The organism is uncultured Winogradskyella sp., assembly GCF_947495255.1.
Taxonomy (GTDB): Bacteria; Bacteroidota; Bacteroidia; order Flavobacteriales; family Flavobacteriaceae; genus Winogradskyella.
Genome location: NZ_CANLYI010000012.1, coordinates 50,678 through 72,525 on the forward strand (window position 1 = coordinate 50,678; position 21,848 = coordinate 72,525).

Sequence of the window (21,848 nt, forward strand, 5' to 3'; positions counted from 1 at the left end):
TTTTAGTCTTCAGTTTCAATTGATGAATTCGTTTTTGCTTCTTCTAATTTTATTTTGTTTAATTCTTGTTGCGCTTCATTTACAACCTCTGTAAAATCTGGGAAGTTGCTAATCACACTTTCTAATATGTATGTCGCTTGGAAGGCATCACCTAAAGCATAGAAGTTTTTAGCCATAACCACCAAACCTTTGGCACTAAACAATTTATAGCTTCCGTAATCTTTAGCTAATTTTTGAATCACAGTGTTTGAAGCTTCATAATCACCTGCTTTGCTTTTAAAATATCCATTATAGAATAAAGCTTCTGCAGCTACGCTTCCTGTTGCTAATTTTTCAACCTCAGCATAAGCCGTTTTGGCTTTAGATTCGTTTCCTATTTTAATGGCAGAACGTGCAATGGTTAATTTAGCATCGCTTTTTACTTTGTTATCTAAATTAGCATTACTCAATACTTTCTCTGCATAACTTTCTGCTTTTGCAAAATCTTCTGTTTGGTAGTACGCATTCATTAAATTAGATTGCGCGTAGATTACATTCTGAGGATAATCTGCTTCAAGCTCTAAACCTTTTAAAACTGGTATGGCTTTCTCCCAATTAGAATTACTTAAATAGATTTCACAAAGTTTAACAGTTGCCTGTTCTGTATATTCAGATTTTGGAGCCTCAACAACCGCTTTATAATGAGGTTGTGCGTTTTCTAATAAGTCCTTCTTATAATATAATTGTGCTACATAGAAATGGGCTTTTAAACTGTGAATACCGTTTGGAAACTCATTTAAATATTTATTAAATTGACGAATAGCTTTATCCGTATCATTATCTAAATACGGCTTTTCTGCTGCTAAATAAGTGGTGTTATCTAAATCTACATCAGTAACCTCAACATAATCTAAAGTCCTAACCCAAGTAGCATATTCATCTACGCGACCTAAATCGATATAAATTAAACGCACTGTTGAAACTGCCTGAACTGCTTCACCAGAACCTGGAAAATCTGTCGCTACTTTTTTGAATTTACTTAGTGCGCGTTCATTGTCATTGCCATTGTAATACACCAAACCTTGTCTTAATAAAGCTTTAGATGTAAATGCGCTTCTGCTGTATTCAGAATTTAGGCGATCATACGTTTGCATCGCTTTATCGGTGTCGTTTGCTTTAACATAAGAATTTGCTAACTCGTACATGGCATCATCTCGCAAAGCAGATTTAGGATAATCACTAATAAATGATTTTAATTCTGAAATTTTAGAAGACCCTTTTCCTAAATATCCTTCGCTCATAGCAATTTGAAATGCGGCATAATCAGTTTCAATCTTATTAATCTTAATCGCTTTTTTATAAGCTGAAATAGCATCGTTATAATTACTAGAAACAAAATAACCATCTGCTAATCTTAAATAAGCATCATTTTGACGCAATTGATCGCTTGACTTGGTTTTGATGAATTTTTCAAAATAACTAGATGCGTTTGTATAATCCTTCAACTTAAAATACGTGTAAGCTAAATTGTAATTAAGGTTTTCATATTCTACTAAACTAGAAGCTTCACTTAAACCTGCAAATTGTTTAAAACCAATAAGCGCATCATTATAATTGGTTAAATTGTATTCTGTTTCAGCTTTCCAAAAGGTTGCTTTCGCCACAAAAACTGGATCTCTTGGTTCTTTTAATGAACTCTTAAATAAAGCTAATGCTTCATTGTACTTATTTTCATTATATAATTCTACGGCTCTAAAAAATGCTACTTTTTGATAAGCTGCTTTGTTTTCAAAACTATTTTTACCTTTTAAAAGTTCTAAGGCTTCCTTGTAGTTTTTAGATGTGATGTAAGAATCGATTAAAAGCGTTTCGACTTCATCTTTAAATCCAGATTCAGGATATTGATTTAAGTAACCTGTTAAAACTTGCGGAATGGATTGGTATGGATTTCCAATTTCATAACTAATCTTAGCGTAATTTAGCCAAGCATCTTCCTGAATTTTTAAATCATAATCCATTTGAGACGCATTTCTAAAAGCATTTAATGCTTCTTGCTTTTTATCTAAATTGATATAGCTTTCTCCTAAATGGTAATACGCATTCTGTGCTACGGAATTATCGCCTCCAATAATTTTATTGAATTCTGAAATAGCACTTTCAAAATCATTCTGCTTGTAATAGGCATAACCTAATTGGTAATAATCTGTATTACTCCATTTTCTATCCTTGCCTTTGTAGTCTTTTAGATAAGGTATAGCAGCTTCATATTGCCCAAGATTAAAAAAACTCTCACCAATAATTTTTGATAATTCAGACTTTTCAGCTGCATTACTTTTTGGTAATTGCTCATTCGCTAATTCTATGGCTTTATCAAACTTTCCTAATTTAAAATTTAAGTCGGCTTGGTAGTAAGATAATTTCTCTTTGTATTTTTCATTGTCACTGACTTGGTCAAAATACTCGTTAGCTGTATCGTAATCATCACCTTGATATGCTAAAAACCCAATATAATATTTAGCTTGCGAACCATATTCTTCAGAATTTACAACTCTGTTTAAGTATTTGGTTGCTTCCTTCTCGTCTTTAGTAGAATACAAGGAATAGCCATAATTAAAGTTGAAACGTTCCTTTTCTGCACGTGCCATGCTTCTTTCATCTACGCGCTCGTACCATTTACGCGCATACGCATATTTTCCGTTGTTAAAATAATAGTCTGCAACATCTAAAAAAGCTGTATTTCTTTTAGTGCTTGTTGGATATTCATCAACAAAATTGGTAATTAAATCGTCTGCATTTTTCTGATTTAAACGCACTGCACAATTGGCAATGTAATACGCACAATCAGATTGTATGGTAATATCGTTTGTATCGTCTTTAACATCGTCGAACAAAGACTGAGCAGCCTTGTATTGCTTGTTGTTATATAAAGTTAATGCTTTTTGATAGTCTTGTAAATCGCTAGTATAAACGGCAGATTTCTGTGCCATTCCTAGAGAAGTAAAAACTAGAAAAACGATGATTAACTGTCTTTTAAGTAACATCATTAGTTATCTATTTAATTGATGATTTAATTTAAGTTCAAATATAATTATATACCAAATCTATAACGACAGAATTTGGTTATAATTATAAACGGAGTTATTAATATTTGGTTGATTGTTGATAGTTTGTGTCTTTAGTGTTTAAAACAGCCAACTAAAAATTCGTTTAAAGAACTTTTTCTTTTCTGGCGTTTCAAATTCTATTCTAAAAACGCCAAAATTATTAGAAGATTTTGTTGCTTTAGTATTGTGTAAAGGCCTTTGATATGTTGTTAATTCTAATGGAAATTCAACTTTAAAATTATCTGTAAGTTTGCCAGATTTTGCTACAACGGTTCTATTTTCGATATCATAGATTTTGTAGGTTGTGTTTTCTTCAAGTTTAAATTCTTTAAAATCTATTTCAACTTTATTGGTTCCTTTACTTAAAATTGAAACATTAAAATGACTTGAATTATCTTGAAGCTTTTGAAGCTTAATAATCGGTTGTTCTTTAAAATCCTTTAATTGTTTTAATTCACTTTTAGTTTCAACATTATAAGTTTCTTGCCAATCTTTAAGCTTGTAATCTCGTTTTTTATTAATTCTGAATCCATTAAATTTTCTTGTGTAATAGCTATTGTTATTCATGTTTATTCCACGAGATTCTAAACCAGAAATAACACTTGGATTGTAATGAACGTAACCAGCATAAACCATATTATTCTTAAATACAAGCGACTTAACCTGGGAGATATTTAACGCATTATTTTTACCGAAAATGAGATTGTTTTCTACTAAAACATCTTCAATTGGCGAATTTGCACTATAGCCTAACGTTAACGATGCTCCATGACCATAATTTTTAGAGTCATTAAAATCTACATTATGATATAATACATTATCTAAAACTTTAATATGCTTTGCAACGTTGATACCTTCTGCATCTTTTGATGCGATAATAAGGTTATCTACATATTTTGCTGAAGGTGAACCGTTGTTAAAAATAGTATTATTAGTAAGGGCTATATTTTTAACAAACTCAAATTTAGAGCCTGAAGATGCTGACCAAACCTCAATGCCTTTGTAATAATTATTAAAAATAAGGTTATTGTTAATCAGACGTGTTTTATCACTTTGATTCTGAATATAAATACCAACACCATGACCTCTCGAGTCATTGTAACCATTATTATAAATTACACAATCTTGTATAATGGTTCCTCCTGTTGCTTTCCAGGAGCCAATACCAGAACCAGGAATATTGTGAATTACTAAATTCCTGAATTCACAATCTTCACCCTTGAGATGACTGATTCCGGTTGCAACATTGAAATTTTTATCAGATTTTGAACGTGAAAATTCACCTAAATATGTGATTTCAAAATTCTTAAAAATCACGTTTCCACCATTCACTTCTAAAACCGAATGTGCTTTTTTACCAATGTTTCCATTTAAAATTACCTTCTCATTTAAATATGAAGACACTATAATTTTCTTATTCTTAATTGTAGAATGAATGGAACTCTTATAACTTCCTGTATAAACGCCTTGGTGAAGCCAAATAATATCACCACCATTTATACGTTCTGTAGATTGTGACAAGGCAGTTTGTAAATCCCATGGGTTATTTATGCTTCCGTTGCCTTCAGCAGTTCCTTTAGTAGAATTGCCATCTATTGGAAAGACATGAAACTCATTTTGAGCAAAACAAAATGCCGAAATAAATACGATTAATAAACTGAATAGATTTTTCATGGATGAAGGATTCCAATTACTATACCAATATATCATTTCAATTTGGGATTTGAGATTTTAAGCAATACATTTACACTTACCAAATATTTATATCAATAATATGTCTGAAACGGTTTTAGAGCTAAAAGATGCCACAATATATCAAGGTGATAGTATGGTGCTTTCTAATGTAAATTTTGAAATGCAAAAAGGCGATTTTGTTTACCTCATAGGCAAAACAGGAAGTGGTAAAAGTACGTTTATGAAAACACTTTATGGTGATTTACAATTAACAGAAGGCGAAGGCTCTGTGGTCGATTTTAATCTAAAAACCATGAAGGAGAAAGACATTCCGTTTTTACGACGTAAGTTGGGTATTGTTTTTCAGGATTTTAAATTATTACCAGACCGAACAATTATTGGCAACTTAGAATTTGTTTTAAAAGCAACTGGCTGGAAAGAAAAAGACAGAATTAAAGACCAAATTGATGCTGTTTTAGATAAAGTTGCTATGAAAACTAAAGGCTTTAAGTATCCTCATGAACTTTCTGGCGGAGAACAACAACGCATTGCAATTGCAAGAGCTTTACTAAATGACCCAGAACTTATCTTAGCAGATGAGCCAACAGGAAATTTAGATCCACAGACAAGTATTGAAGTCATGGAAGTATTACAAGACATTAATAAAAATGGCAATACTATTTTAATGGCAACCCACGATTATGCTTTGCTTTTAAAATATCCGAGTAAAACTTTAAAATGTGACGAGAATAAGGTTTTTGAGGTGGTACAACGAAAGAGTTAAGACTCTTGTTCCTTTTTATAAATGTGGGGATTTTTCCTCACGCCTTTTTTAAATACTTTACGCACTAACATTCTAAGTTTAGCATCTGCATCTAAAATTATATTTTTAAAGGTTTCCTCTGGTCGACCTCTATATTTTGTAACATGAAATTTATCGGTTTCCTTTAATGAATCTGGACTAAAATAGTAGTTTGAAATACAGCATCTTGAAGCCTCCTCTGAATTCACTTTATTTACAGAATGCCAAGACGTATCATGTGTAGCCATAACCACCAAACGGTTAAATTTACTTTCTACAACGATAGGGTTGTTTTTAGGTCCATTTGGCCATAGCTCTAGGTGTCCACCATTTTTAAGTTCCCAATTAGGTGTTACGTAATATAATAGGTTAAGGACTCTCCAACGCTCTCGTTCAGCATCATGTGAATTATCTAAATGAGGATTCAAGAAATTTTGATTCGCCATTAATGACAAACCACCAGCATAAAGAGAATTATCGGCATACAATGTTTCAATCTTACATATATCACCAATCAATGTCACAACACGTTCGTCTTGAAATGCATAAATTACTTTTTCGAGTAACGGATTATGCCTATCCATTTGAGCAGAGACATACTTATATTCTCTAATTGTATTTAAACATCGCATATCTTCTTTATTTGGAAAAACTTCAAAGCATGCTTTAACTATTTCTACTGACAATAAATCATCAATATAAAAATAGCCAATATTAGATTTTGATGCATTATAGGTCGATAAAATATCTGCTTTTTGAGCTTCTATTTTATCACAAATTTGATTGATAATTTCCTCGGAAGTAATATTCAACATATACTGATTTAACGTTACAGCAAGATAAATTAATTTCGTTTAATGCTAAAGTCTTTGAGCTTCATTTATAATTTAATTACATTGTACTCTAATTAAAATTTTAGAGGTTTAGTATTACATGAAAGTCATATGCCTTAGTACATTAGATAAATTTTCTAGATTTTATCTCGATATTGAGCGAGAACTTAAAGCTAAAAGTAAAACAAATATTAGCCTAAAAGTTTTCAGCCTCTATTTAAGTGGTTTTCTTTATACACTTATCCGACTAAAACATAGTAGCTGGATTTCGGTAAAAGCATGGATATTAGCACAACGTAAAAGGAAGCTTTATTCAGAAATTATAAACTCTCAGAACACTTATAAAAACATAAAATTTAATGAGTATTATGTTTTTCATACAGCATTAAGCAGTAAGACTTCTACAAAATCTTTACAGTTACAAACCTTAGCATATATAGATGTTTTTGACGCTATTTTCACAAAAGAACAACCAGATTATTTAATCAGCATTGGCGACTCTAGATTGTGCATAGAAATTGCAATTGCTTTAGCAAAAAGCAAAAAAATAAAAGTGTACTATATAGAACAAGGTCCTTTTAACACCACATTTTTTGATGATGAAGGTGTTAATGCAAATATCAGTATAAGATCAAAAAGAAGTTCATTAAATAATTCTATAAAAGAAGTAACCTCTGAAATCGATAGTAATACTAAAAAATATAATAGGTCACCCATTTATAGAGGTTTAGATATTGTATTAATGTCTTTGTTTGAAAACTCATTTGTATACCCTCCAGATTTAAAATATAGTGATTTAAATAGTTATAGAAGCAAGCGTTCTTACTCAAAACTTGAGCACATTAAAAAAGAACAAAGAGCATTATTAATTTTACAAGTTCCGCTAGATGTTAATATGATTTATCATAGTCCTAATTATAAATCCCATACCGAAATTATAGAAAGTGTCTACTCCAACTTACCTAAAAGTTTAAAATTAGTGGTTAGAGAGCATCCGCTTTATGTAAATAAGTATGAAGCACCATTGTATGAGTTTATAAATAAAAACAATATTTTAATTGATAACTCAACACCTTTAAATTCTGCTTTAGAATCTTCAAAAATAATTATAGTGAATAACTCCACTGTTGGTATTGAAGCTATTCTAAACTACAATACGGTTGTTGTTTTAGGCAATGCATTTTATGACAATCAAGACATTTGTCTTAAACTTAAAAATAAAAAAGAACTCCCTACTCTACTAGAAAAGGCATTAGATAATATTCCCAACAAAACAAAAATTGATACATTTGAAAATGAATTGTATAACTCTGTTTTATTAAAAGGATCAATAACTGATAAAACACTACAATCATCAAAAGCAATAGCCAATCATTTACTAGCAAATGAATAAGATTCCTTTTTTTTCTGTTATAATTCCGTTGTATAATAAAGAACAGCACATTGAGCAAACATTAAACAGCGTATTAAATCAAAATTTTAAAGACTTTGAGGTTATTATAATTGACGATGGGTCTACAGATAATAGCTTAAAAATAGTTAAAAAAATAGAAGACAAAAGACTTCATATTCATTCCCAAAAAAATTGTGGCGCCGCAGAAACAAGGAATATTGGTATTAAAAAAGCTAAAGCAAAATTTATCGCGCTAATAGATGCAGATGATTATTGGTATCCTAATCATTTAGAAGAGCATAGAAAGTCAATATTAAAATTTCCAGATTGCAGTTTATTTTCTAATGCATATCAGTTAAAATTATTGAATTCAAATTTAATTGATGCTATTTACAATACACCTCAAAAAACAGAACCGCATATTATTGAAGATTATTTTAAAGCAAGTACAATACACCCAATTGCTTGGACATCTGCAATAACCTTTAATAAAGAAGATTTTTTTGATTTAGGGGGATTTAACCCAAAAATATTGTCTGGACAAGACTTAGATTTATTTATAAGGTATGGCCTACACAAAACAATTGTTTTTAATCCGACAATAACTTGTTATTACGATAAAACTGTACCAAATAGTTTATCGAAAACAAATCATCAAATTAGCAAAGAAAAACTCTTTAGTAGCTTTTCAGCTGACGAAAAAACAAATCCATCATTACGACATTATTTAATACTTAATCGTTACTCATTAGCAATTCAATGTAAACTTGCATCAAATAAAGTTACATTTAAGAAACTATTACCTCAAATCGATAAAAAGCATTTGAATATTAAACAAAGAATCATTCTTAAAATGCCAAAGAAGATTGTGATATTTATGAAAAAACTTTATTTTATTTTTATAAAAAACGGTATATATATATCATCTTACAAATGATAAAAAATCATCATAATCTCTAATATATTCACTTTCATCAAATTCTGTAGAAGCTAAAACTAAACAAACTGAACCAGAAGAGAAATTCTCAATCTCTCTCCACATTTCTATCGGAACATATAAACCTTGGTTGGGCTTATTAAGTAGAATTCTTTTTTTTATTAATCCATTATCTAATACAATTTCAAAACTACCACTGAGTGCAATAATTACAGACTGCTGCTCTTTGTGTGCATGCCCGCCTCTAAAACTATCACTAGGCACGTCATACAGATAATAAATACGCTTAATTCCAAATGGAATTACTTCTTTTTCAACAACACCTAAACTTCCTCTTTCATCATGTACTTTGGGAATGTCAATTATATAAGCTTCTTTTTTAGAATTCATATTATCATCTAGTTTAAAATATTTTGCCATTGCTTAGCAATATTATTTTGACTGAATTTTACAACGCTACTTTTGGAATTTTCTTTACACCTCTGATACAATTCTTCATCAAAGTATAAAGTATTCATGGCTTCAGTCAAAGCCACAACGTTATAATTATCAACTAACAAACCGTTTTTACCATTTTGTATAATCTCACTTGGACCTGACATACAATTTACAGAAATAATTGGAGTTCCAAGAGACAATGACTCTAAAATCATCCTAGGAAATCCTTCATAATGACTCGTTAACACTGTATATTTTGCATTAGTAATTAAGTTACTTGGATTAGGATTAAAATCTAAAAACTGGATAGAATCAGCACAAGACTTCATCGCAACCTTCTTTTCAAAGTCTACCTTATCTTTACCATCTCCCATAATTACTAATTTAACATTCTCTTGATGTAAATTAGATTTTTCATAGGCTTCAATTAATAGTGATACGTTTTTTACAGCATCTATTAATCTACCAAAAAATAGAATATAATCGCCTTCGATTATTGTATCGCTTAAAGATTTCTCAAAACTTATATCAATTGGGTTTTGAATGGTTATTACATTATTAAAATGATACTTATTCTGAAGTTTTTCAGATATAGCCTCTGAAACACCAACAACTTTATTAGCATTTCCGTACCACATTCTAGCCATAAAAGCATTTGTAGGCATATAATTATATAAATTAAAGCTACGCATACAATATATTGTTTTATTAGGCTTATAAAGTATTTTTGAAACCAGAAATTCTTTCATTCTGTTAACCCTTGTTCTATTATCTATGAGATAATCAAAATCGTTAGATCTAATATATTTAAACAACGTCCTAAATCGCTTTAGTCCTGCTGATAATTTAGAATTCTGATCTTTTATTGTTCCTAAATTTAATAAAGTCCCTGCATAAGGATATTTAATATCATTTAATACCGTTACAACATGCACCTCATGCCCTAAATCCGACAACATTATGGACAAAAGCCCTGCCGATCTTTCAGCTCCTCCTCCTCCCAAAGATTTAACTACGATACATATTTTTTTACTAACCGGATTGAGCATTAAATACTATATTTGAAAACAAATGTAAGCATATATATTAGACATTTACATGAAACTACGTCTAAGCTTAATCTATAAATAATATGAAAATATTACTCGTTGGTGAATACAACAGAGCTCATAGAAATGTAAAATTAGGATTAGAAAAACTTGGTCATACAGCAAAAGTTGTTGGCCTTACTGACGGCTTTAAAAAAGTAAAAGTAGACGTAGAAATAAAAAATTATTTTGAAACTGGCCTATTAAAGAAAATTCGCGTACTATTTGTAAAACTATTTAACCTTGATATTCTTAGCTTGCATTTAATTCACCAAATTAAATCTAAAAAGCAAGAACTTTCTAATTTTGATGTTATTCAATTTATTAATGAAGCACCTTTTGGCTGTGACAGAAATAGTCAGAAAAAGTTATTTGAATTATTAGTTGATTGGAACCGAAGTCCTTTTCTATTATCCTGTGGTACAGATTTCATTTGTGTTTCACATTCATTCAATAAAAAGTTTAGATATTCCATTTTAACACCTTACTTTGAAGGAAAAGGGTCAAAAAAAGATTATTCTTCTCCATTAAGTTATTTAACTCCTAAACATAAAGAATTACACTATAAAATTTTTAAAACAATAAAGGGTGTTATAGCTAATGACCTAGATTACCACATACCACTGATTGGACACCCTAAATATTTAGGCTTGATTCCACATGCAATAGACATTTCTTTACTAGAATACAAATCACCTATAATTAAAGATAAAATTATCATCTTTCATGGTATAAACACCTACAATTATTTCAAAAAAGGCAATGATATTTTTGAAGCTGCTTTAAGCATTATTGCGCAAAAATTCCCAAATAAAGTCGATATCTTAATTACCAAAGATTTACCATACAAAGACTACATAAAAAGTTTTGACAAAGCACATATACTATTAGACCAAGTTTATGCATACGACCAAGGTTATAATGCATTAGAAGCTATGGCTAAAGGAAAAGTAGTTTTTACAGGTGCTGAAAAGGAATGGTTAGAATATTATAATCTTGAAGAGGATACTATTGCTATAAATGCCTTACCTAATGCAGAAGAGATTGCAAAAAAATTAGAATGGTTAATTCTTAATCCTGAAAAAATAATTGAAATTTCTATTAAAGCTAGGCAATTTGTTGAAACAGAACACGACCATATTAAATGTGCCCAAAATTATCTAAACAAATGGCAAGAGCAATTAGATAATTAACCAATTATTATTCAGTTTCTAAACCCGTTTTATTGTAATAATTTTTAATAAAAAGCACAACGACAAAGAAGTAAATTACATACCTCACAAAATGGGCTAAAACAACACCTTCTGTTCCATATTGTGGGATAAATACCTTTGTTAATACAAAAAACAAGCCTAGTGAAATTAACTCGGTAATTACAAAACTTTTCACTAACCGTTTAGCTAAAAACTGATGTGCCAAAACTACAGATGCTAAACGCACTAAATCACCCAAAAGTTGCCATTTAAATAAGGGTTCCATTCCTGTAAAATCTGGATATACAAATTGAATGATAAGATTTCTCAAAAAATAAACCAACAGCATGCCTAAAGCAAAAATGGGTAAAATAGTTTTATAGATATTGAAAACCTCCTTCTTAAATTCCAACTTATTATTAATATTAGCGAATTTTGGTAATACATAAAGTGTAAATAATCCTGTAGCAAATACCATGTAGTTTTTTGAAATAAACGTCATGGCTGTCCAATAACCTGCTTCGTTTATATTGATTTCCTTAGTCACTAAAGACCTAATATCTAACTCTATATAATTAATTAAAAACGAAGAGATAAAGGACATTAATGTGAATGCTAATAACTTATTTCTATAATTAAAATTGAGACGCAATGATTTAAACTCTACATACTTTTTTAAAGTTTTACCGAATACAAAAGCCAAAACCACCAACTGAATAACAGGTGCTAAGGCAATAGCAATCATTACACCTTTTAAATCCGAACTAAACAAACCAATCAACAAAGCAACTGCCGCTAATAAGTAACTTATCAATTCAATTTTAGCGTAGCGTTTATAATCAGACAAACCACTAACCACAGCATTTACAACTCGATTTATAGCAACAAAAGGAACTATTACAGCTAACAATTGAAACACATATAAATAATCTTGTGAATAAAACAGATAATTGGATAATAACGAAGCTCCAAAAAACAAGATTGCAGCAGACACTAATGAGCCAATAATCATAAAAAGAGAAACAGTAGAAAATAGTTTTGAAAGCTCTGGCTCGTCTTCTTTAAACTGTGCAACATATTTCACTACACCTGAAAAAACACCTAAAGTCGATGTTGTTGTGAGCATGGCGAGCAAATTTCTAATCTGACCAATATTGGCTATACCTGCTTCACCAACAGTTACTGCTAATAATCTCTGTATAAAAACAGAAACAACTAATCTAATGGAAATAACCACTGCATTAAGAGATGTTATCTTAAGTACTGTATTACCACTAAGAAATTTAGGAAAATTCATGTTTTTATTTATTAGTTTGGTCTAATCCTTCATCATTTAAAATTCCGAAAAGAGAACTATTAAAAATCAATAATATAATAGCAAAGTATAACAAATAACTATAAAAATGACCCATTACAGCTCCTTTTACGCCAAACTCATCAATAAGAAAAACACTAGAGAAGTACATTATAATAAAAAGAAAAATCTCTAAAATAAGGAAGTGTCCAAACATTTTTTTTGCTAAGAACTTATAGATAATAACCATGGCTAATACGCGTATAATATCACCTAATATCTGATAACCAAAAAGATTTTCTACAGGCCTAAACTCTTCAGAAAACAATAAGTTTACTAATAACGACCTACAGATATAAATTAAAAACAATAACAGCAAAAAAACTGGCATAACCGTTTTGTAAAAACTAAAGACTTCTCTTTTAAATTCACTTTTAGAATTTATTTCAGAAAATCGAGGTAAAATGTATAATGCCATTAACGAATTAATAAACATGAGGTAATAATCTGAAATTCTTGTCATGGCTGTCCAATAGCCAGCTCCTTTTACTCCTATTTCAGAAATAAGATAATTTCTAATAATAATCATTACAACCGGAATTGCAATTGCACTCACTAAGGCCATAATCATATACGGACTTAAATTCTTTAAAACCGACAAGCTTACTTCAGTAATCTTCAGCGAAGTGATAAAACTCTTCCTAAATGCTATACCTACAATTGTAATTAATAAATTAAGTGCAGGTGTAATCACGATGGCCATTAATGCACCATTAATATTTTCTTGATAAATTAAAATCAAGGTCACAACTGCTCCTAAAACTTGCCCTAAAATATTTATGATTAGCAAATACTTATGCTTAGAAAAACCATTCATTATAGAAAAGGCAAACATATTTAATGCATAGAATGGCAAAACAATAGCTAATGTTTCAATGATATATGTGTATCTATAATTAGACGCAAACAATAAATCATTTATAAATTCGGCATTATAATAGCAAAGAATAGCCAATAGCATGGAAGAGAAAAAGCCAAAATAAAAGACTGTAGATAGTGTTTTAGTTAACGCAACGGTATCATTCTTTACTTGGCTAATAAATTTCACAACACCTTTGTAAAGTCCTGAAATCGCTAAAGATTGAATAACACTTAGAAAATTACGAAGATTCCCAATTAACGCCATCCCGTAAGGACCAATATATATGGCAATAAATTTTGAAATTAAAATTCCGGATAAAATCTTTAGTCCAATATTAGCACTGTTTAGACCTGCCGACTGTACTAAAACTTCTTTATTTATATAATTAAAAAACTTCTTCAATTAGTAGGAATTTAAAACGTCAATGACTTTCTGAACATCTTCATTAGGCATTACAGGACTCATTGGTAAACTTATTATTCTTTCATGAATAGCTTCAGTGACAGGAAGCTTTAAATCTGAAAATGATTGTAACGCTTCTTGTTTATGTGGTGGAATTGGATAATGAATCAACCATTCAATTTTATGTAAGTCTAAGAACTTAGTAAAACCTAACCTGTCGCCTACTTCTATAACAAACGTATAAAATATATGATTATTAGCCCCTTCATAAAATGGTAATTTAATTTTAGAACTATTAATTCCCATTAAATACAATTTCGCAATTTCTTGTCGTCTTTCATTGTCTGCATCCAATGTTTTAAGCTTAATCCTTAAAAAGGCTGCCTGCATATCATCTAAACGACTGTTGAAACCAATTATTTTATTCGTGTATTTTTCTGTACTTCCGTAATTGCGAAGTAATTTTATAACTTCAACTAATTCTGAATCATTTGTGGTTACCGCTCCTCCGTCACCAAGTGCACCTAAATTTTTACTAGGATAAAAACTAAAAGCAGCTGCATGAGATAAGTTTCCTGCTTTAGAATTATTATATTTTGAAATTGCTCCGTGAGCCTGAGCTGCATCTTCAATTAATAGCAACTTATAATCTTTTGCTAATTGTTGTAGACTTTCTACATCACACAACTGACCATAAAGATGAACCATAATTATGGCTTTAACACCATCAAGATTTTTCTTTATAGCATCAACAGAAATATTATAAGTATTTGGATTGGGCTCAACCAAAACAGGGATTAAATCTGCATGTAAAACAGATAAAATAGTAGCAATAAATGTATTTGCAGGTACAATTACTTTATCACCTTTTTTTAATTTACCTAATTGAATATAGCCTTTTAATATAAGCGTAAGTGCATCTAAACCATTGGCAGTACCTACACAAAAATTAGTACCACAGTAATTTGCAAACTCACTTTCAAAATTAGAAACATTATTTCCTAGAATATAATAAGAATCTTCTAAAGATTTAGAAAACGATACTTTAAATTCTTCTCTAAATCGATTATTGATTTTATGTAAGTCTAGAAATTTTATCATAATTTAAATTAATCAATTATTTAGATTGCGTTATAAAATCATCTACAAGAAGACTCAGTTTTTTTGCTCCATTTGTATTTAAATGATCAGGATCGTAAAAATCTATATCTTTAAAACTATCAGATTGCATCAAATTTAAATAATTACAATTACTGTATTTCCTTTTCATTTTTTCACCAGCAGCAACTACCATTTCTAATTGCGACGTATTTAAATTATCTCTATAACTTTTATGCGCTGGTAAGGTAACCAATATCACGTTAACACTATGTTCGTTAGATAAATTAACTATTTTTTCTAGAAATTTAATATTTTCTTCAACAAGATTATTATCCTTAGCTGTATGTTTTTTAGCAACCGTCCATCCAAAATCGTCTATAGGTTTTACCACGTGTGGCTTCTCAAAAAATGCCCAACCAGAATTTGTTACTGAAATAGACGCTTCATGCTCTAAATAATAATTTTTAAGTCGTTTTATATTGTTCCTTAGCTTTACACTTAAAACTTCACTATTCAATTTCAACTTGTTAGAAACATTTAAATTATAATACAAGTTATAATCTTTCTGTCTCCAAGACTCTGTACTTTCATTTAATTGTTCATGTAAAGTTGTGTAGGATAAACGTATAACAACCGTTTTTAATTTTGGTAGTTCCTTTATATATTTTTTAAGCAATAAATAATCTAAATCTATGGTTTGTGAAACATGACCTAAGTTATAAGCTTCTTCTGTAAAATACTCTGGATTAAAACCATATAGGCTATGAGAACTTCCTAATATTAAAGTTTTAATAGACTCCTTTTTTAACGCTATTTGTGCGTTCTTTAATTCATAATCATTAGGTATATGCCGTAATGCTAATTCCATCGTAATCATGATTACAAGCACCGGAATTAAAAAAAGAACTGTCTGTTTTAAGAATCTTTTCATACCTAGAATTGAAAATAAATAAACTGTTGCTCTTCGCCATTAAAATAGAAAATCAGAAATACTATGCTATAATAGAATGCCAATCTATAATATCTTTTAGATTTTGAAAACACTTGTTCTAGAGCATGCTCTTTAGCTCTACCAAACCATTCAACCACAAAAAAGAATATAATTAAAATTAGTAATATCAAAGCATCAGTTGTATTAGATAATTGCGGTAAGCTAAATAATGATTTTGAAAAAATACCCGATAAAAATTCAACTGCACTAGTTAAAGAATCTGCCCTAAAAAATATCCTAGCAAAGACTAAAAATAAAAACGTATGAAACATTCCAAATATCTCTTTACCATTAGGAAACCATTTATTATTAGCGATTATAGAGGTGTATTTTGTGTTTTTCCCTCTAATAATATAGGGCACAAAATGAAGTGCATTAATAAAACCATAGACCACAAATTTCCAATGTGCGCCATGCCAAAGACCAATCACTAAAAATATCGCAAAGGTATTACGTAATTGCGTCCATTTGCTTCCTCTACTTCCACCAATAGGAATATAAAAATAGTCCTTAAACCAAGTGGTCAATGATATGTGCCAACGTCTCCAGAATTCAGCTATATTTCTTGAAAAATATGGAAAGGCAAAGTTTTTCTTCAAGTTAAATCCAAATAACCTTGAAACACCAATAGCTATATCTGAATATCCCGAAAAATCACAATAAATCTGAATAGTAAATAAAAAGGCTCCGAAAAACAAAGTACTACCTGAATAGGTAGAATAATTTTCAAAAATATCATTAACAAAAACAGCACAATTATCTGCAATAACTATTTTCTTAAAAAGTCCCCAAAGTATCTGTTTTAATCCATCTGTAGCTTTTGCATAATTAAAAACACGACGTTTTTCTACTTGAGGCAAAAAGCTCGAAGCACGTTCTATAGGACCAGCAACCAATTGAGGAAAGAAACAAATAAAAGACGCAAAAGCAATCAAATTAGTGGTTGGCTTAATTTTATTTCTATAAATATCTATAGAATAACTCATGGTTTGAAACGTGTAGAAACTTATCCCAACTGGTAATATAATATTGAGATAATTGATATCTAAATCTCTACCGAAAAGCTGAAAAGCGGCTTTAAAATTTTCAATAAAGAAATTATAATATTTAAAGAAACCTAAAATACCCAGATTTAATAAGATACTTAATGTGAGTAGTGTTTTTTTAGATTTCTTTTTTTGCTGCTTATCAATTGCTAAACCAATGCTATAATCTATTAATGTACTTACAATAATTAACCCTAAAAACCGCCAATCCCACCATGCGTAAAACACATAACTAGCAATAATTAATAAGACATTTTGCGACTTTAAAGACCTAAATACAAACCAATAAAGTATAAATACAATAGGTATGAAAATAGCAAAATCTATAGAATTAAATAGCATTATATCGCTTTAAATAAAATTGAAATCATACTTTCGGTATTTTTAACATCTTATGAGAAGATGTATCTATAAGATATGTATTTGCTGTATGACTGCGTGCTCCGCAACTCTCTTTCCAGAAAACAAGTCCTTCATTTATTTTAAGGCCATTGTCTTCACTACTAATATTAAAATCGAAATAGCGTTTATCATCACACATACTATTGATAATAAAATCATAAGCCAGGTCTAAACTTCCAAAAGTATTTTTATCTGTATTACCAGAAACATATTGCGGATGTACTGTGGTTTCTGTTAAAAAAACCGTGGTACCTGCAACAACTTTATTGTTTTTGTAAATATTAACTTGCTTTATATTATTTGGAAAACGAGAGGCCAACAATTCTATTTCTTTTAAAGAATGAACAGGTTTTACACCATGCCTATTTTTTAGATTCGGTATCAGCACATCTTTCCAAAATCCTTTGAAGTTAGAATCCACTTTCAATTCTAACTCAGACCGTAATGCTTTATTAATACCCTCCCTTCTGTTTTTTTGAAAACGCAATTTATGAGCGTAATCAATAATCATTAAAACATCTTTTTTTATTAATTGTGCATTTGCCTTATAAAGAAAGTAATCTAGTTCATCAGACGGCATTTTATTGTAAAATGTTGGGATAACTCTAATTTCTAATCTATTTACACCTTCGGCTTCATAAAACGCTAACATCGCTTTAAAAGCATCAAACGCATAGAATAATTTAGCACTATCTTTTAAAATAAAACTCCCATAAGTTAATCCTTGGTGAGAAATAACTTTGTTATCTACAACATTTGCTGGTAGTAAGGCATACAATTCTTCGTCTTTAAAAATCAAAACTGAAAAATCTAGAAATCTGTCGTTATGATAATCCATAAAATCCCTATGAAACAAAAAGGTACTGTTCTTTGCTTCCGTAACAAACGAATTCCAACAGTCTTTATAAGACGTGTTGTACCTAACTACCTTAAAATTGTTTTTGATTATAGAATCTGACATCAATCAAAAATAATCCTAATTTTCTATTAAGTCCAAATGAATTTAAAATGATTGAGAATAAAGTTGAATTATTCAAAATTTGGGTAACAAAAAAAAGAGAAACCCAATTAAGGATTTCTCTTTTTTAAATTTATAATTAATCTATTAAGATTAAAACTTATTACGCTTACGATCCGTTTCTTTTAAGTAAATCTTACGTAATCTTAAGTGATTAGGTGTTACCTCAACGTATTCATCTTTCTGAATGTATTCTAAAGCTTCTTCTAATGAAAACTTAATTGCTGGTACAATTTTAGCTTTATCATCTGCTCCAGAACTACGTACATTACTTTGCTTTTTAGCTTTTGTAATATTTACAGACATATCATCTTGACGAGAGTTTTCTCCAATCACCTGACCTTCGTAAATATTTTCTCCTGGCTCAACAAAAAACTTACCTCTATCTTGTAACTTATCAATTGAATAAGGAATCGCTGTTCCGTTTTCCATAGATATTAAAGATCCAGAAATACGTCCAGGAATATCACCTTTTAATGGTTGGTATTCTTTAAAACGGTGTGCCATAATTGCTTCTCCAGCAGTTGCTGTTAACAATTGGTTACGTAAACCAATAATACCACGAGAAGGAATCATAAACTCACAAATCATTCTTTCACCTTTTGTTACCATACTTAGTAACTCACCTTTACGTTTAGTTACAAACTCTACAGCTTTACCAGATACCGTCTCTGGAAGGTCAATTGTTAATTCTTCAATTGGCTCACATTTAACACCATCAATTTCTCTAATGATTACTTGTGGTTGTCCAATTTGTAATTCGTAACCTTCACGACGCATCGTTTCAATTAAAACCGATAAGTGTAATACACCACGACCAAAAACCATAAACTTATCTGCTGTAGCAGTTTCGCCTAAACGCATGGCTAAATTTTTCTCTAATTCTTTTTCTAAACGATCTTTAATATGACGAGATGTTACAAATTTTCCATCTTTTCCGAAGAAAGGAGAATCGTTAATTGTAAATAACATACTCATTGTAGGCTCATCAATAGCAATTGATTGTAAACCTTCAGGGTTTTCTAAATCAGAAACTGTATCTCCAATCTCAAAACCTTCTACACCAACAAGAGCACAAATATCTCCTGTTTGAACGCTTTCTACTTTCTTACGTCCTAAGCCTTCAAAAATAAATACTTCTTTAATTCTACTTTTTGTAATTGTACCATCTCTTTTTACCAAAGCGATTTGTTGTCCTTCTACAATATTTCCTCTTTGTACTCTTCCAATCGCAATACGACCAGTAAAAGAAGAAAAATCTAAAGATGTAATTAACATTTGCGTAGTTCCTTCTTCAAATTTTGGTGTAGGAACATGCTCAATAACCATATCTAATAATGGCTCAACATTTTCAGTTTCATTTCTCCAATCATCACTCATCCAGTTGTTCTTTGCAGAACCATAAACCGTTGGGAAATCTAATTGCCATTCTTCAGCACCAAGCTCAAACATTAAGTCAAAAACTTTTTCATGTACTTCATCAGGAGTACAGTTTTCCTTATCAACCTTATTGATTACAACACAAGGTTTTAAACCTAAGTCAATAGCCTTTTGTAATACAAAACGTGTCTGTGGCATTGGGCCTTCAAAAGCATCTACTAATAATACTACACCATCTGCCATGTTTAATACACGTTCTACTTCTCCACCAAAATCGGCGTGACCAGGAGTATCAATGATATTAATCTTAGTATCTTTATATACTACAGAAACGTTTTTAGAAGTAATTGTAATACCACGTTCTCTTTCTAGATCATTATTATCTAGAATTAAGTCTCCTGTATTTTCGTTTTCACGAAACAATTGACAGTGATACATAATCTTATCTACCAAGGTTGTCTTTCCATGATCGACGTGTGCAATAATTGCAATATTTTTAATATTAGCCATAACTGATGCTGATTTTTAAGCGTGCAAATGTACGTCTTATTCTGCGTTTTACGTTAATAATATGTTATTATTTAATATTATGGTCTTATGAAGTTGTAACTTTCATTAAATAATTGATTAACAGCGTAAAGCCTATTTTCAAAAATCAATCGCTAATTGGGCTTTTACAACTTCAATTTCGTAGACTAATCTGAACCCTTAATATTTAACAGATGAATACAATTAGCAAGTTCACTAAATTTATCCCTTACCTCTACTTTTTATCGGTAATAGTTTATTGGTTTACAACATTAAATAAGCTTGAAGGTATTGCTGCATATCCCATTTTACTCTTTGGCATTCCATTTTTATGGCAACTATTTAAACCTAGCAGAAAATTAAACTTTACATTGGGAATTAGTTTTGTTTGTTTTTCTTCATATTTAATATTTGCGTATATTTTTAACTTATTACATATTTTAAATTGGACAGAAACCATTGAAAAAATTCTATTCTATGGCGGAATACTAGTAATTGGAAATATTGTAATGTCGCTTTGGATGATTAGAAATAGTATAAATAAGAATTTTTGAGAATTGGTTGATGGTTGATGGTTGATGGTTGATGCTGTAATATGAATTAAACTTTGAAACTTTGAAACTTTGAAACTTTGAAACTTTGAAACTAAATTTCAAAAAAAACATCACATCTAAGCCATCTTAATTGTATATTTATATACTAAAACAATTAATTCTAAAGCTTTGGCCACAATTCTGAATTTAAATTTCAAAAAACTAAAAACTATTATTTGTTTACCACTTTTTATAACTTTATTGGGTTGCCCATCAGATGATGAATGTACTCAAACAATCGAAATTCCTCAAACATATTTTGTAGGTAATCAGAGCTATACTCAAATAATAACACAAGAATTTTCTTGTGATTTTGAAGTACCAGAAGTACCTGAAATTGTTGAGGCACCCGTTTTAGAGAATTTTTCTTATGAAATATTAAGTTTTAGTTATGAACCAAATACAGGTAATGACACCACATTACTTCAATATGAGATTCAGCTTAATAATCATAATAATTTTGATGTTTCAGGCTTTCCTATATTAACGATATACGACGGAAATCTTGAATACTCCGGAAACCTCTCTGCAGATGCTGATGAGCCGTGTAATGAAATTTCAGCGAATTCTAGCTGTATACTTTCAATGAACAAAGAATACGAAATAGAACCTGGAATTCTTCCACAAGACACCTACCAAATTGTTAATGTAGAATACCTTGCAATTAACGAATAGTCCGTTGCATAAATGTTGTTCATATTAAGGTTTAAAAGTTATAGTTAAATAGTAT

At 30.1% G+C, this 21,848-nt stretch carries 18 protein-coding genes; 6 read left to right on the forward strand and 12 right to left on the reverse strand.

Features of this window, described 5'->3' with window-relative positions; translation table 11 throughout:
- Nucleotides 1-2: 2 nt before the first annotated feature.
- Together Q0807_RS17570 and Q0807_RS17575 are read right to left on the reverse strand one after the other, a co-directional pair.
- Nucleotides 3-3,023 (reverse strand): tetratricopeptide repeat protein, encoded by a 3,021-nt coding sequence (locus Q0807_RS17570; RefSeq protein WP_299112294.1) that lies wholly within the window; start codon nucleotides 3,021-3,023, stop codon nucleotides 3-5.
- Nucleotides 3,024-3,161: 138 nt separating this feature from the next.
- The gene (locus tag Q0807_RS17575) at nucleotides 3,162-4,793 is read right to left on the reverse strand and encodes a hypothetical protein (RefSeq protein WP_299112297.1); all 1,632 of its coding nucleotides are present in this window, start codon (nucleotides 4,791-4,793) and stop codon (nucleotides 3,162-3,164) included.
- Between the two features lie 64 nt (nucleotides 4,794-4,857).
- On the opposite strand from Q0807_RS17575, the gene Q0807_RS17580 reads away from it, so the two are divergent.
- Nucleotides 4,858-5,541 (forward strand): cell division ATP-binding protein FtsE, encoded by a 684-nt coding sequence (locus Q0807_RS17580; protein WP_299112299.1) that lies wholly within the window; start codon nucleotides 4,858-4,860, stop codon nucleotides 5,539-5,541.
- On the opposite strand, the gene Q0807_RS17585 is transcribed toward Q0807_RS17580, so the two are convergent.
- Nucleotides 5,538-6,374 carry a 2OG-Fe(II) oxygenase gene (locus tag Q0807_RS17585; RefSeq protein WP_299112302.1) on the reverse strand — a complete coding sequence of 279 codons (837 nt, stop codon included), beginning with the start codon at nucleotides 6,372-6,374 and terminating at the stop codon, nucleotides 5,538-5,540. The two genes, Q0807_RS17580 and Q0807_RS17585, sit on opposite strands and share 4 nt — an antisense overlap.
- 118 nt (nucleotides 6,375-6,492) lie before the next feature.
- Between Q0807_RS17585 and Q0807_RS17590 the strand changes: the two genes are divergently transcribed.
- Nucleotides 6,493-7,785: a hypothetical protein gene (locus Q0807_RS17590; RefSeq protein WP_299112305.1), complete on the forward strand. Its 1,293-nt coding sequence runs from the start codon at nucleotides 6,493-6,495 to the stop codon at nucleotides 7,783-7,785.
- The gene (locus tag Q0807_RS17595) at nucleotides 7,778-8,722 is read left to right on the forward strand and encodes a glycosyltransferase family A protein (RefSeq protein ID WP_299112309.1); all 945 of its coding nucleotides are present in this window, start codon (nucleotides 7,778-7,780) and stop codon (nucleotides 8,720-8,722) included. The genes Q0807_RS17590 and Q0807_RS17595 overlap by 8 nt, the downstream gene beginning before the upstream one ends.
- Here Q0807_RS17595 and Q0807_RS17600 read toward each other — a convergent pair.
- Both Q0807_RS17600 and Q0807_RS17605 read right to left on the reverse strand, forming a co-directional pair.
- Nucleotides 8,708-9,142, reverse strand: a complete 435-nt coding sequence (locus tag Q0807_RS17600) for an FdtA/QdtA family cupin domain-containing protein (protein ID WP_299112311.1) — start codon at nucleotides 9,140-9,142, stop codon at nucleotides 8,708-8,710. The two genes, Q0807_RS17595 and Q0807_RS17600, sit on opposite strands and share 15 nt — an antisense overlap.
- Nucleotides 9,121-10,209 carry a glycosyltransferase gene (locus Q0807_RS17605; protein ID WP_299112314.1) on the reverse strand — a complete coding sequence of 363 codons (1,089 nt, stop codon included), beginning with the start codon at nucleotides 10,207-10,209 and terminating at the stop codon, nucleotides 9,121-9,123. The genes Q0807_RS17600 and Q0807_RS17605 overlap by 22 nt, the downstream gene beginning before the upstream one ends.
- Before the next feature lie 83 nt (nucleotides 10,210-10,292).
- Between Q0807_RS17605 and Q0807_RS17610 the strand changes: the two genes are divergently transcribed.
- Nucleotides 10,293-11,441 (forward strand): glycosyltransferase, encoded by a 1,149-nt coding sequence (locus tag Q0807_RS17610; RefSeq protein ID WP_299112317.1) that lies wholly within the window; start codon nucleotides 10,293-10,295, stop codon nucleotides 11,439-11,441.
- Nucleotides 11,442-11,448: 7 nt separating this feature from the next.
- Here Q0807_RS17610 and Q0807_RS17615 read toward each other — a convergent pair whose 3' ends face one another.
- The 7 genes from Q0807_RS17615 to typA all read right to left on the reverse strand — a co-directional run bounded on the left by Q0807_RS17615 (nucleotide 11,449) and on the right by typA (nucleotide 20,507).
- On the reverse strand, nucleotides 11,449-12,738 hold the full coding sequence (locus Q0807_RS17615) for an O-antigen translocase (protein ID WP_299112319.1): 1,290 nt from the start codon (nucleotides 12,736-12,738) through the stop codon (nucleotides 11,449-11,451).
- A gap of 4 nt (nucleotides 12,739-12,742) precedes the next feature.
- Nucleotides 12,743-14,059 (reverse strand): O-antigen translocase, encoded by a 1,317-nt coding sequence (locus Q0807_RS17620; protein WP_299112321.1) that lies wholly within the window; start codon nucleotides 14,057-14,059, stop codon nucleotides 12,743-12,745.
- Nucleotides 14,060-15,160, reverse strand: a complete 1,101-nt coding sequence (locus Q0807_RS17625; protein ID WP_299112323.1) for a DegT/DnrJ/EryC1/StrS aminotransferase family protein — start codon at nucleotides 15,158-15,160, stop codon at nucleotides 14,060-14,062.
- Between the two features lie 16 nt (nucleotides 15,161-15,176).
- Complete coding sequence (locus Q0807_RS17630; RefSeq protein WP_299112325.1) at nucleotides 15,177-16,091, reverse strand: hypothetical protein; 915 nt, start codon at nucleotides 16,089-16,091, stop codon at nucleotides 15,177-15,179.
- 2 nt (nucleotides 16,092-16,093) lie between these two features.
- The gene (locus tag Q0807_RS17635; RefSeq protein WP_299112327.1) at nucleotides 16,094-17,539 is read right to left on the reverse strand and encodes an MBOAT family protein; all 1,446 of its coding nucleotides are present in this window, start codon (nucleotides 17,537-17,539) and stop codon (nucleotides 16,094-16,096) included.
- A gap of 25 nt (nucleotides 17,540-17,564) precedes the next feature.
- The gene (locus tag Q0807_RS17640) at nucleotides 17,565-18,560 is read right to left on the reverse strand and encodes a GNAT family N-acetyltransferase (protein WP_299112330.1); all 996 of its coding nucleotides are present in this window, start codon (nucleotides 18,558-18,560) and stop codon (nucleotides 17,565-17,567) included.
- 150 nt (nucleotides 18,561-18,710) lie between these two features.
- The gene (gene typA / locus Q0807_RS17645) at nucleotides 18,711-20,507 is read right to left on the reverse strand and encodes a translational GTPase TypA (protein WP_299112332.1); all 1,797 of its coding nucleotides are present in this window, start codon (nucleotides 20,505-20,507) and stop codon (nucleotides 18,711-18,713) included.
- A 212-nt stretch (nucleotides 20,508-20,719) separates the two neighbouring features.
- On the opposite strand from typA, the gene Q0807_RS17650 reads away from it, so the two are divergent.
- Together Q0807_RS17650 and Q0807_RS17655 are read left to right on the forward strand one after the other, a co-directional pair.
- Nucleotides 20,720-21,079, forward strand: a complete 360-nt coding sequence (locus tag Q0807_RS17650) for a hypothetical protein (RefSeq protein WP_299112334.1) — start codon at nucleotides 20,720-20,722, stop codon at nucleotides 21,077-21,079.
- Nucleotides 21,080-21,247: 168 nt separating this feature from the next.
- On the forward strand, nucleotides 21,248-21,793 hold the full coding sequence (locus Q0807_RS17655) for a hypothetical protein (protein ID WP_299112336.1): 546 nt from the start codon (nucleotides 21,248-21,250) through the stop codon (nucleotides 21,791-21,793).
- The last annotated feature ends 55 nt before the right edge of the window (nucleotides 21,794-21,848 follow it).

Bases quoted from the DNA above. Each gene is read 5' to 3' on its own strand.
- Q0807_RS17585 (WP_299112302.1), bottom strand. From the start codon at position 6,374: ATGTTGAATATTACTTCCGAGGAAATTATCAATCAAATTTGTGATAAA.
- Q0807_RS17630 (WP_299112325.1), bottom strand. From the start codon at position 16,091: ATGAAAAGATTCTTAAAACAGACAGTTCTTTTTTTAATTCCGGTGCTT.
- Q0807_RS17615 (WP_299112319.1), bottom strand. From the start codon at position 12,738: ATGAATTTTCCTAAATTTCTTAGTGGTAATACAGTACTTAAGATAACA.
- Q0807_RS17635 (WP_299112327.1), bottom strand. From the start codon at position 17,539: ATGCTATTTAATTCTATAGATTTTGCTATTTTCATACCTATTGTATTT.
- Q0807_RS17605 (WP_299112314.1), bottom strand. From the start codon at position 10,209: ATGCTCAATCCGGTTAGTAAAAAAATATGTATCGTAGTTAAATCTTTG.
- Q0807_RS17610 (WP_299112317.1), top strand. From the start codon at position 10,293: ATGAAAATATTACTCGTTGGTGAATACAACAGAGCTCATAGAAATGTA.
- Q0807_RS17580 (WP_299112299.1), top strand. From the start codon at position 4,858: ATGTCTGAAACGGTTTTAGAGCTAAAAGATGCCACAATATATCAAGGT.
- Q0807_RS17595 (WP_299112309.1), top strand. From the start codon at position 7,778: ATGAATAAGATTCCTTTTTTTTCTGTTATAATTCCGTTGTATAATAAA.
- Q0807_RS17575 (WP_299112297.1), bottom strand. From the start codon at position 4,793: ATGATATATTGGTATAGTAATTGGAATCCTTCATCCATGAAAAATCTA.
- Q0807_RS17570 (WP_299112294.1), bottom strand. From the start codon at position 3,023: ATGATGTTACTTAAAAGACAGTTAATCATCGTTTTTCTAGTTTTTACT.
- Q0807_RS17625 (WP_299112323.1), bottom strand. From the start codon at position 15,160: ATGATAAAATTTCTAGACTTACATAAAATCAATAATCGATTTAGAGAA.
- typA (WP_299112332.1), bottom strand. From the start codon at position 20,507: ATGGCTAATATTAAAAATATTGCAATTATTGCACACGTCGATCATGGA.
- Q0807_RS17590 (WP_299112305.1), top strand. From the start codon at position 6,493: ATGAAAGTCATATGCCTTAGTACATTAGATAAATTTTCTAGATTTTAT.
- Q0807_RS17650 (WP_299112334.1), top strand. From the start codon at position 20,720: ATGAATACAATTAGCAAGTTCACTAAATTTATCCCTTACCTCTACTTT.
- Q0807_RS17640 (WP_299112330.1), bottom strand. From the start codon at position 18,560: ATGTCAGATTCTATAATCAAAAACAATTTTAAGGTAGTTAGGTACAAC.
- Q0807_RS17600 (WP_299112311.1), bottom strand. From the start codon at position 9,142: ATGGCAAAATATTTTAAACTAGATGATAATATGAATTCTAAAAAAGAA.